This window comes from Chryseobacterium subflavum (assembly GCF_055762745.1).
In genome coordinates this window covers 58,545-70,213 of record NZ_JBVTMR010000006.1, presented here as the reverse complement: position 1 = coordinate 70,213, position 11,669 = coordinate 58,545, and the positions used below count along the sequence as shown (strand labels likewise).

General features: G+C 35.3%; 9 protein-coding genes. 4 read left to right on the top strand and 5 right to left on the bottom strand.

The window, feature by feature from the left end; translation table 11 throughout:
* Positions 1–22 precede the first annotated feature (22 nt).
* Positions 23–466: a DUF6759 domain-containing protein gene (locus AC0INN_RS20485; RefSeq protein ID WP_172280896.1), complete on the top strand. Its 444-nt coding sequence runs from the start codon at positions 23–25 to the stop codon at positions 464–466.
* A 70-nt stretch (positions 467–536) separates the two neighbouring features.
* Here the strand turns inward: AC0INN_RS20485 and rpsB are convergent, their stop codons facing one another.
* The 3 genes from rpsB to rplM all read right to left on the bottom strand — a co-directional run bounded on the left by rpsB (position 537) and on the right by rplM (position 2,331).
* Positions 537–1,298, bottom strand: a complete 762-nt coding sequence (gene rpsB / locus AC0INN_RS20480) for a 30S ribosomal protein S2 (RefSeq protein WP_172280898.1) — start codon at positions 1,296–1,298, stop codon at positions 537–539.
* A gap of 185 nt (positions 1,299–1,483) precedes the next feature.
* Positions 1,484–1,870 (bottom strand): 30S ribosomal protein S9, encoded by a 387-nt coding sequence (gene rpsI / locus AC0INN_RS20475; RefSeq protein ID WP_172280899.1) that lies wholly within the window; start codon positions 1,868–1,870, stop codon positions 1,484–1,486.
* A 5-nt stretch (positions 1,871–1,875) separates the two neighbouring features.
* Positions 1,876–2,331, bottom strand: coding sequence for a 50S ribosomal protein L13 (gene rplM, locus AC0INN_RS20470; RefSeq protein ID WP_089027987.1), 456 nt, complete (start codon positions 2,329–2,331; stop codon positions 1,876–1,878).
* 389 nt (positions 2,332–2,720) lie between these two features.
* On the opposite strand from rplM, the gene AC0INN_RS20465 reads away from it, so the two are divergent.
* On the top strand, positions 2,721–3,818 hold the full coding sequence (locus tag AC0INN_RS20465; RefSeq protein WP_273649774.1) for a DUF3667 domain-containing protein: 1,098 nt from the start codon (positions 2,721–2,723) through the stop codon (positions 3,816–3,818).
* Here AC0INN_RS20465 and AC0INN_RS20460 read toward each other — a convergent pair.
* Entirely contained in the window at positions 3,815–4,147 is a 333-nt protein-coding gene (locus AC0INN_RS20460; protein ID WP_172280903.1) for a hypothetical protein, read from the bottom strand. The two genes, AC0INN_RS20465 and AC0INN_RS20460, sit on opposite strands and share 4 nt — an antisense overlap.
* 182 nt (positions 4,148–4,329) lie before the next feature.
* Between AC0INN_RS20460 and AC0INN_RS20455 the strand changes: the two genes are divergently transcribed.
* Positions 4,330–7,677: a methylmalonyl-CoA mutase family protein gene (locus AC0INN_RS20455; protein WP_273649775.1), complete on the top strand. Its 3,348-nt coding sequence runs from the start codon at positions 4,330–4,332 to the stop codon at positions 7,675–7,677.
* Positions 7,678–7,750: 73 nt separating this feature from the next.
* Here AC0INN_RS20455 and AC0INN_RS20450 read toward each other — a convergent pair whose 3' ends face one another.
* Positions 7,751–10,483 carry a M16 family metallopeptidase gene (locus AC0INN_RS20450; RefSeq protein WP_273649777.1) on the bottom strand — a complete coding sequence of 911 codons (2,733 nt, stop codon included), beginning with the start codon at positions 10,481–10,483 and terminating at the stop codon, positions 7,751–7,753.
* Positions 10,484–10,623: 140 nt separating this feature from the next.
* Here AC0INN_RS20450 and AC0INN_RS20445 point away from each other — a divergent pair, with 140 nt between their 5' ends.
* Positions 10,624–11,661 (top strand): hypothetical protein, encoded by a 1,038-nt coding sequence (locus tag AC0INN_RS20445; RefSeq protein WP_306614892.1) that lies wholly within the window; start codon positions 10,624–10,626, stop codon positions 11,659–11,661.
* Positions 11,662–11,669 lie beyond the last annotated feature (8 nt).

The window sequence follows — 11,669 nt, the reverse complement described above, 5'->3', positions numbered from 1 at the left end:
CATTTACTGTTCAAAAATATATATGAAAAAGAAATTACTCTTACCTGGCATCATTCTCTCATTAATAATGATCAGCTGTAGTGTAAATTATAATAATTATCCAATCAGGAGAAATCCTTTTCCATCCACTTCTGCAACATCATCACGCGTAAGTACGGAACGTGAGTATAATGAATTAATGAAGACTTATAAGCCTGAAACAACTGAAGTATTAAATGACCTGTTAAATGACTCATCAGGGAGTACACAAACCTCTTTTTCTGTAGAGAATAAATCTCCTTGTAATATGGTCCTTACAATAAGCGGAAACAATTACTACAGAAAAATACCGATTGGAGCAAACAAAATAGGATACGTAATGCTTCCCAAAAATCAAAGTTATAAGCTTTCCGGGATGGTCTGCAACTCTGTATATCAATCGACAAAATTTATTACAAACTCCTACTCTATCACTTTATCCAACTAAAGTTTTTATATCATAAAAAAAGGCCACTAATTGTATTAGTGGCCTTTTATATAATAAAGAAAATCTTTAATTATTCTGCATCGAAATCAGCATCTGTATCAGCAGATACTTTTTCTCCTTCTTCTTTAGATTTTTCTTTGTCAGCTTTTCTCTGAGATTGACCTTCTCTGATAGAATCAGAAACAACATTTAAGATCATATCGATAGACTTAGAAGCATCATCATTTCCAGGAATAACGAAATCTACTTTTCTAGGATCAGAGTTGGTATCTACGATACCGAAAACTGGAATACCTAATTTTTTAGCTTCAGTTACAGCGATGTGCTCTCTTAAGATATCAACAACAAATATTGCAGAAGGAAGACGAACCATGTCAGAGATAGAACCTAAGTTCTTCTCAAGGTTAGCTCTTTGTCTGTCTACCTGAAGTCTCTCTTTTTTAGATAAAGTTTCGAACGTTCCATCTTTTTTCATTTTATCGATAGAGTTCATTTTCTTAACAGCCTTTCTGATTGTAACAAAGTTTGTTAACATTCCTCCTGGCCATCTTTCTGTAATATAAGGCATATTAAGTTCTGAAGCGTGCTTAGCAACAACTTCTTTTGCTTGCTTCTTAGTAGCTACAAAAAGAACTTTTTTACCTGCAGAAGTAAGTTTTTCTAAAGCGCTACAAGCTTCATCCAACTTTACTGCTGTTTTATGTAAGTCTACAATGTGAATACCATTTTTCTCCATAAAAATGTATGGAGCCATATTTGGATTCCACTTTCTAGTCATGTGACCGAAGTGTACACCAGCCTCTAAAAGGTCTTTTACATTTGCTTTTGCCATGTTTTCTGTTTTTGTTAGTTTACTTTCCGTCTTTTAAACAATCAACAACTTCTTTAGATGGGAGAAGCGTTTGGATGCTAAACGTAACGGGCAATTTAAAATTTAGATTAATAGATTTCAGATATAAGATACCAGATAAGAAAAAGTCTGAAATCTGATGTCTCCAATCTGATGTCTGAAAAAAATTAACGTTTTGAGAATTGGAATCTCTTTCTTGCTTTTTTCTGACCTGGCTTCTTTCTTTCCACCATTCTTGCGTCTCTTGTAAGTAAACCAGCTGGCTTTAATGCTAATCTGAACTCAGCGTTGATTTCGCATAAAGCTCTTGAAATACCTAATCTGATAGCTTCTGCTTGTCCTGTATTTCCACCACCGAAAACATTTACGGTAACGTCGTACTGACCAACAGTTTCAGAAAGGATAAATGGTTGATTTAACTTGTAAACCATTACGTCTGTAGAGAAATAATCTTTAGCATCTTTACCGTTTACTGTAATGTTACCAGTACCTGGCTTTACGTAAACTCTTGCCACAGAAGTCTTTCTTCTACCAATTTTATGAACTGTAGACATATTAATTATTTAAATTCGTTAATATTAATTGTTTTAGGCTGTTGAGCTTCATGCTTGTGCTCAGTTCCTTCATATAAGTAAAGGTTTTTGAACAAAGCAGAACCTAATCTGTTTTTAGGTAACATACCTTTTACAGACTTTTCTAATACTTTCAAAGAATCTTTCTTTTGAAGTTCAGCCGCAGTCATAGATTTTTGACCTCCTGGATATCCTGTATGCCAGATGTAAGTCTTATCTTCCCACTTGTTTCCGGAAAGCGTAATTTTCCCAGCATTCAAAACAATAACGTTATCACCACAATCTACGTGAGGTGTAAAGTTTGTTTTGTGCTTACCTCTCAAAATCTTTGCAACCTGAGAAGCTAGTCTTCCCAACGGTTGTCCTTCAGCGTCTACCACAACCCATTCTTTATTAGCAGTAGCTTTGTTCGCTGAAACAGTTTTGTAACTTAATGTATTCACACGTTTTAGTTAAAGATTAAACATAATTTTCCCTCTAAGGGTGTGCAAAGATACAAATTAAATTTGTAATGGAAAAACATATTTGATTTAATATGCAGGTTATGGGTTTAGCTTAAACGATTCGACAGATTTCATCTATGGAAAATATTCTTGGCACAGATATTGCAAAATCATATTCGATGAAAAAAAAGTTTTAGAAGATTCTAAAAACACAGGTGATAAAGTAAAGAGTTTAGTCACTAAACTCTTACTTTATTAACTTTTATTCAAAGATACCCCATTATTATTATCAATTAACTATCCGTGAAATTATATTTTACATTAATTTGATGTAAAAAATTATTTTTCACTCTCGAAATAATTATATTTGCCGCAAAGCCTTAATAGTCATGAGTCACGGAAAAATAAGAGAAGAAAAAAACTGCCTCAACTGCGGACACCTTGTAGAAGAGAGATTCTGCCCACACTGTGGACAGGAAAATACAGAACCGAGACAACCCTTCTATTTTCTTTTCACCCATTTCATTGAAGATTTTACTCATTATGATGGACAATTTTGGAAAACGATAAAGTACCTGCTATTCCAGCCGGGAAAATTAACCAAAGAATATCTATCCGGAAAAAGACAAATTTACGTGGCCCCTGTAAAGCTTTACATATTTGTGAGTTTTATAACTTTTTTCGTCCCTACCCTTTTCCCCCAGCCAGAAAATACAGATGATGAAGCAACTGAAAAACATTCCATACAAAAAGAAAAAGAGCAGAAAAAAGAACTGACTGCAAAAATAATTGATAGTGTAAAATCCGGAATGCTTGCAGAAGGGTATAATAAAAATGACAGCATTGTACATAAAAGCATATCCAAAATAAAAAAAATTGAGGATCTTATTGACAAAAAAGAAGTGCTAAGTTCTGAAAAAGACCAATTTGCAATATTAGGAGCGACATCAATGAAACAATATGATTCGCTAAGCAAAAAAGGAGGAGGGAATTATAAATCTTTAAGACCTTTTGCTAAAAAAATATTCCATTTACAGGACAGAGGTTTGAAAAGAAAAGAAATAATAGGCCGTTTTGTAGATACATTCATCCACTCTTTCCCAAAAGCCCTTTTTCTTTACTTACCTATATTTGCATTCTTTCTATGGGTATTTCACAATAAGAAAAAATGGTGGTATTTTGATCATGGAATATTTACCCTTCATTACTTTTCTTTTCTCTTATTAACTACCCTGATCTTCATTCTCACCAACCATCTTACAGCAATACTGCCCAACTATACCCCTATCAAAATTATTTTTGGATTATTCTATTGTGCTTTATTCTTTTATACCTCAGCCTATTTCTTTATTGCCCACCACAGGCTTTATGAAAACAGCAAGAGGAAAAGCATATTAAAAGGTTCATTGCTATTTATCATCAACTGTATCGGATTACTCTTTATGCTAATGATATTAAGCTACATCAGTTTTATAACGATGCATTAATTACGTAAAGACTTACTGCCTCTAAAACTCGCAATTAAATAATAAGCAACAAATACAGTAGAAAATTTAAGAATAGAAGGAATCGCAAGTTTCAAATCAAAAAGAACAGATCCCACCAACACCAAAACAGCCATTGCCGCGAAAGACAATCCCAACTTTTGAGGCAGTGAAAAATTAGGCGTATCTAAATAATAAGCCAATCCCCACGCAAAACCAAAAGCAACAGCATAATATAGGTCTAGCCCGATATTCTGACTGCTTAAGAAGAAATAGTTAATAAGAAAACTGATCACAGTTCCTATCGCAAAATAAATCGAAGCTTTCTGCATATAATAATATATGATGCAAAAGTAATTAATTTACCTATTATTTCCGTGCAGAATGCAAAGGAAATGGAGAACCTTAATTTCGGCAAAAACACCTAAACACTTGAATTAAAGGAATATAAAGTTCAATATTATGTTCTGTATTATTGTTATATTTGGAAATTCAGAAATTTTCTAGATTTTTTATGGAAACCCAAAAATATACCCCTAAAAACAAAGTTAGAATTGTAACAGCAGCGTCATTATTTGACGGACATGATGCGGCAATTAATATTATGCGTCGTGTTATTCAGGGAACCGGCTGCGAAGTCATTCACCTTGGACATGACAAATCAGCTGAAGAAGTTGTAAATACTGCCATCCAAGAAGATGCAAATGCTATAGCTTTAACCTCTTATCAGGGAGGACACAATGAATATTTTAAATATATTTATGACCTTCTGAGAGAAAAAAATTCGCCACAAATCAAAATCTTCGGAGGAGGAGGAGGAGTAATCCTGCCGGAAGAAATCCAAGATCTTATGTCTTACGGAATCGACAGAATTTATTCCCCGGATGATGGAAGAGAGCTTGGCCTTCAGGGAATGATTGATGATCTGGTTAACAGATCAGATTTTGCCACAGGAAAAGATGTAACAGCACAGGATCTGGACTCTATCAATTTCGAAAATTCAACCAGCATTGCTAAAATTATCTCTGCTGTTGAAAACTTCTCTGATGAAAAACCGGAGCTTGTTAAAGCTATCGATGAAAAAGCAAAAGATCTAAATATTCCCATTATTGGTATTACAGGTACCGGTGGTGCCGGTAAGTCCTCATTGACTGACGAATTGGTAAGACGTTTTCTGCGTTCCAATACAGATAAGAAAATAGCGATTATATCTATTGACCCATCTAAAAAGAAAACAGGAGGAGCATTACTTGGAGACAGAATCCGTATGAATGCGATCAATGATCCCAGAGTTTATATGCGGTCCATGGCAACCAGAGAAAACAATGTATCCGTTTCTCCATTTATTCATTCCGCTTTGAATGTTTTAAAACTTGCCCACCCGGATGTTATTATCCTTGAAACTTCCGGTATCGGACAATCAGGCTCTGAAGTTTCAGACTTTGCAGATGTTTCCATGTATGTAATGACTCCTGAATACGGAGCATCTACACAGCTGGAAAAGATAGACATGCTTGATTATGCAGATCTTGTAGCTCTAAACAAATCGGATAAACGTGGCGCATTGGATGCTTTACAGGCCGTGAGAAAACAGTTCCAGAGAAACCATCTTTTATGGGAGAGCCCATTGGATGACATGCCGGTATATGCTACAAAGGCTTCACAGTTTAACGATCACGGTACTACAGAACTATACAACAGATTAATTTCTAAAGTTAACGACAAATTTTCGGGGCTAAACCTCAATACTTTCGTTGAGCAGGAAATCACAGATGAAGTGACCATAATTCCACCTAAAAGAGTTCGTTATTTATCAGAGATCGTGGAAAACAATAAGCAGTATGATGTAAACATTGAAAAGCAGGCTGAGCTTGCCAGAAAAATGTATCATATTGATGGTGTGAAAAAAATTATCTCTAACGAAACTTTAGATGCCGAATACCAAAAGGCAGAAAAGGACCTCCAGCAGGAGAATATTGATTTCCTTAAAAACTGGGATGATACCAAAAAAGCATTTCATCAGGAATTCTATTCTTATTTTGTTCGTGGAAAAGAAATTAAGGTAGAAACCTCAACAGAATCCCTGTCTCATCTGAAGATCCCTAAAATTGCATTACCAAAATATAATGACTGGGGAGATCTTATTTTATGGAAAGGTAAAGAGAATCTTCCGGGAAGCTTCCCTTTCACTGCCGGAATTTATCCCTTCAAAAGAACCGGAGAGGATCCTACAAGGATGTTTGCGGGAGAAGGTGGCCCGGAAAGAACGAACAGAAGATTCCATTACGTTTCTGCGGAAATGCCTGCTAAGCGTTTATCTACAGCTTTTGATTCAGTAACATTATATGGCCAGGATCCTGCCTTACCCCCAGATATCTATGGTAAAATCGGAAACGCAGGAGTTTCTATTGCGACACTGGATGATGCTAAAAAATTGTATTCCGGCTTCGACCTTATTAATGCAATGACTTCGGTTTCTATGACCATCAACGGACCTGCTCCTATGTTGCTTGCCTTTTTTATGAATGCAGCGATAGACCAGAATGTTGAAAAATATATTGCGGAGCATAAACTTGAAGATAAAGTAGAAGCTGTCCTTAAAGCCAAGTTCGATGACAAAGGATTGCAAAGGCCCCATTATAATGGAGAGCTTCCTCCTTCCAACAATGGATTAGGACTAAAATTACTGGGAATTACCGGAGATGAAATTATTCCTAAAGAAGAATATGAAAAAATTAAAGCTCATACGATTGCCACTGTAAGAGGTACTGTACAGGCCGATATATTAAAAGAAGATCAGGCACAAAATACCTGTATCTTCTCTACGGAATTTGCTTTGAGATTAATGGGCGACGTTCAGGAGTACTTTATAAAAGAAAAAGTAAGAAACTTCTATTCTGTTTCCATTTCCGGGTATCATATTGCTGAAGCCGGGGCGAATCCAGTTTCCCAGTTAGCATTTACATTAGCTAATGGTTTCACATATGTAGAATATTATTTAAGCCGAGGAATGGACATCAATGATTTTGCTCCTAACCTTTCATTCTTCTTTTCAAATGGTATTGATCCCGAATATTCAGTGATCGGGCGTGTTGCAAGGAGAATCTGGGCAAAAGCCATGAAAATAAAATATGGAGCAGATGAAAGAAGTCAGATGCTGAAGTATCACATTCAGACTTCCGGACGTTCACTGCATGCGCAGGAAATTGATTTCAATGACATCAGAACAACTCTTCAGGCTTTATATGCCATTTATGACAACTGTAATTCACTTCATACGAATGCTTACGATGAGGCCATTACAACTCCTACAGAGCAATCCGTTAGAAGAGCAATGGCTATCCAGCTGATCATTAATAAAGAGCTTGGTCTGGCGAAAAATGAAAATCCGCTTCAGGGTTCATTCATCATTGAAGAATTAACGGATCTGGTTGAAGAAGCCGTGTATGCAGAATTCGACCGGATTACAGAAAGAGGAGGTGTACTTGGGGCGATGGAAACCATGTATCAACGTTCAAAAATCCAGGAAGAATCCATGCATTACGAATGGCTGAAGCATACCGGAGAATATCCTATAATCGGAGTAAATACATTCCTGGGTAAAGATGGCTCACCAACTGTTCGTCCGGGAGAAGTTATTCGATCTACTGAAGAAGAAAAGCAGGTTCAGATTGAAACACTTCACAATTTCCAACAAGCCAATCTTGATAAATCTGAGGCAGCTTTAAAAGAATTACAATATGCAGCTATTAATCAGCAAAACCTCTTTGCTGTTATGATGGATGCTGTAAAATATTGCTCTCTTGGACAAATTACTAATGCTTTATTTGAAGTAGGAGGTAAATACAGACGTAATATGTAATCAATATTATATTATGAATAAAAAACCGCAGGATTTCTGCGGTTTTTTATTTGAATTGTATCTGATAAGACTTCTATTTTTTATTGAAATCTCCGGCGAAAACAGAGATAATATTATTCTCAGAAAGATATTTTTTCAAAGCAGCATTCACTTCGGATAATTTCAGGTTCTGAATTTTTGTATTTTGTTCATCAAATTTATCCAATGAAACTCCAAAAAGAAGCTGAGTATTTACAAGGTTAACCAATGTTCCATCAGAGCCTAAACTGGTTTTCCTTTCATTAGCATAACTTTTTTTATTGGAATCAAGTTCTTCCTGCGTAAAACCTGAAGCTAATGCTTTGTTAATTTCCTCTTTAATAGCAGCTTCTACAGCATTTCTTTTTGTAGGATTTAAAAAAGCATAATAATTCCATGAAGCAACATCATTTGAAACAGGAACATCCAGATATGAACCAACTCCATATGAAATCCCTTCTTTTTCACGCAACCTCATTGGTAATCTTGCAGAAAGGAATCCTCCACTTCCTAAAATTTCATTTGCCATCACTAAAGCCGGGTAATCAGGATGATCCTGCGACATCTTGAAGCTTGAAGTTCCAAGGGCAACTGCATTTTCTTTATCTGGAGTTATGATATTTTTATCTTGTTTTTTAGTTTCAAAGAATGTTGGTTTTACCTCTACAAATTTTGATTTAGCAGTAAATTTTCCAAATGTTTTCTCTAATTCAGAAGAAGCAATTTTTGGATCAATATTCCCGATTACAGTACCTACGCCATTGGATGCTCCCATAATATTCTGATAGAAATCAACAATCTGGGCTTTAGTTACTTTTTTATTTTCATCAATTTGCTCCTGTAGGGAAGCTACATAGAAGATACTCGTTTTAGGGTATGGGGATGCCAGTCTCTGTAACTCATTACCTGCAATAGCTTGAGGATCCTTTAATTGTCCTTCCAACTGAGTATTTACTTCAGTAATAGTTTTAGCAATTTCGTTTTCCGGGAAAGTAGAATTTGTCAGTATATCCTGTACGATGGCCATTACTTTTGAATAATACTGTTTGTAAGTATTCACTCCAATGATTAAATTCTGGTCATATACGTAAGCATACACAGAAGATTTCATTTGATCTAATTCATCTTTTATTTGCTCTTTTGTTCTGGTTTTGGTTCCCGATTTCAATAAAGAAGCAGTAATATTTCCAATAGCTTCTTTGCCTTGTAGGTCTTTTTCATTTCCGATTCTTAAACGGAAATTCGCTTGAATTTTTTCTCCTTTAAGCTCTTTATTGATAAGCCCATACTTCATCCCATTAGACAACTTTCCTTCAGTAAGGTTTTTCTTAATATTTGCAATCGAAGCTTCGAAAGGGGCTGGTTCTTTCTCCAAAGCTCTTCCTTTGTAATCTTTTACCAGATCTGCAATCTGGTTATCCCTGAATTCTGTAGGGAATACCCTTTCTTCATTAGGAGAAGGCCGGAAAACACCCATCGTACGGTTGTTGTTTTTAAAATATTTTTGAGCAACCTTGCTGATATCTTCCAGTTTTAGATTTTCTACATGATCACGGTACAGAAAATTTAATTTATAGTTTCCTGCTCCGATAATTTCGGTAAGATTAATTGCAAAATTAATGGTATTATTTTTCTGGTTTTCGATGTCTTTAATCAGTTTCGCTTTCGCTCTTTTAAGATCATCCTGAGTAAATTGAATGGAAGAGATTTTATCAAGTTCTGCCCTTACGAGTTTGGTGGTTTCGTCTAAGTTCTTATCTTTTGGAACATCAAAATTAAAATACACCATCCCCGGATCTCTTAAAACAGGGCTGAATGTCCAGACTCCGGAAACCTTCTGAGTTTCTACCAGAGTTTTATACAAATATCCGGAAGGATTTGAGGTAAGGATCTCATAAAGTGCAGATAAGGCAGCATAATCTTTATCTGCATAGGCAGAAGTATGATAACCTGCAGCTATAATCTGCTGATCATTATTTCTCTTGATTTCAAAATACTTTTCTCCGTTCTGAGCTGGCTCTACGGTATAAGTTCCTCCTAATTCACGTGAAGGTTTTTTAATTACTGAAAAATAATCAGAAATATATTTCAATGCGCTTTTCTCATCAAATTTTCCTGCAACAATAAGAGTTGCATTATCCGGTTGGTAATATTTCTCATAGAATTTTCTTAAGGTCGGAGCTTTTACACGCTCAATATCTTCCTTACTGCCAATTGTACTGTTCCCGTAATTGTGCCAAACGTATCCATTAGAAAATACATTTTGCATCATCACTCTTGTAGGATTATTCTCTCCAATTTCGAATTCGTTTCTAACCACTGAAAACTCTTTATCCAGATCACTCTGTAAAATCGTAGCATTGATCATTCTGTCCGCTTCCATCTGTAAAGACCATTTCAGGTTTTCTTCATTGGATGGGAAAATTTCATAATAATTTGTTCTATCATACCAGGTTGTCCCATTAGCCTGCCCACCTTTATCAGAAAGCTGCTTTTTAATATCTCCAAGGTTTTTGGTACTCTTGAACAACATATGCTCAAGCAAATGTGCCATTCCTTTTTCACCATATCCTTCATCTTTTGATCCTACATTATACACAATATTCACAACCATATTGCTTTGGGAAGGATCAGGAATCAAAAGAACTTTCATCCCATTATTAAGAGTATACTCTTTAATACCTTCCGTATTGCCAATAAATTTAGGAGTCTCGGTACTCTGTGAAAAGACAGGATTAATAGTTCCTGTAAAAAATAGGACAGCTGTCCCCAGTAGTAAGTTTTTCATAGTATTTAATAAATTTCGTTCTTAAATTTAATAAGTTTTTCTCATCATTGATTGAAATATTTATACGAATAAAAAATCTATTAAATCTCAGGCAGATTCTTTATTTTCGCAAATAAAACATCATCATTATATTCATTGTCATGAAAATATACATCAACAAAATCAGCATTCTTTCAATGCTATTGTTCTCTATCTTTCTATTTTCTCAAAAACGCACAGAAGATTTCTCAATCAGTTTTCCTGATCAAAAACTGGAGAAAAGCTATTATAAAACCATTAAGCTTATTGACATAAGGACAGATACCACTTCACTGGGGATTGTACAGAAAGGAGCATTCAACGCAAAGGCTAAGGTTGTTCCCGTAGTAAGCCTTGCCAATCAGTTTCAAAATCTTTTGAACCATATTAATGGAAGCAATGTAGAAGATGGCACCATCGTTATGTATCTTAAACAATTATACTTTGCAGAAGTAACAGGAGCGTTCAGTGAACATGGATATTGCTATTTTCAGGCATTTTTATTTGCAAAAAATGATGATGGAACCTACTCCTATCTTGACAAAATCGACTCTGTTATTGATCATTCCTCAATGGACGTTACCAAAGCAACGATGAAAAAAGGGAGTGAGATGGTGAGTAATTTTATCAGCAAAAATATTTCAAAAAAAGCAACCGCAACAGATCATTATACTCTGGAAGATGTAAAGAATTTTGATGCGATTGAAAAGCAAAAACTGAGTCTGTACAGCTCTGATCAACTCAAGGAAGGTTTATATAAAGATTATAATTCGTTTAAAAATCAGGAACCTGAAAAACAAATTGCCAATGCCAAATTTTATGGCAAATCTCCAAAGATCATTAAGGTATACGAAACTATTGATACAAAAGAAAAGGAGATCAAAAAAAATGACTATTATGCATTGGTATATCAAGGATCTCCTTATATCTATGTCCCGATGGAAAATGCTTTCTCAAAAGCTGAAAAGAAGGATGGTGATTTCTATTTTACCGGTAAAGTAAAAGGAAGCGCAAAAATGGGAGATGTGGTCACAGCGTCTATATTTTTTGGGATTGTCGGAGGCTTAATTGCTTCCAGTTCATCTTCTGCTTACCCATTTGAACTAAAGATTGACTACCTTAATGGTGCATTTATTCCGATTAAAGAAATCCAAAAATAGGCATCTGA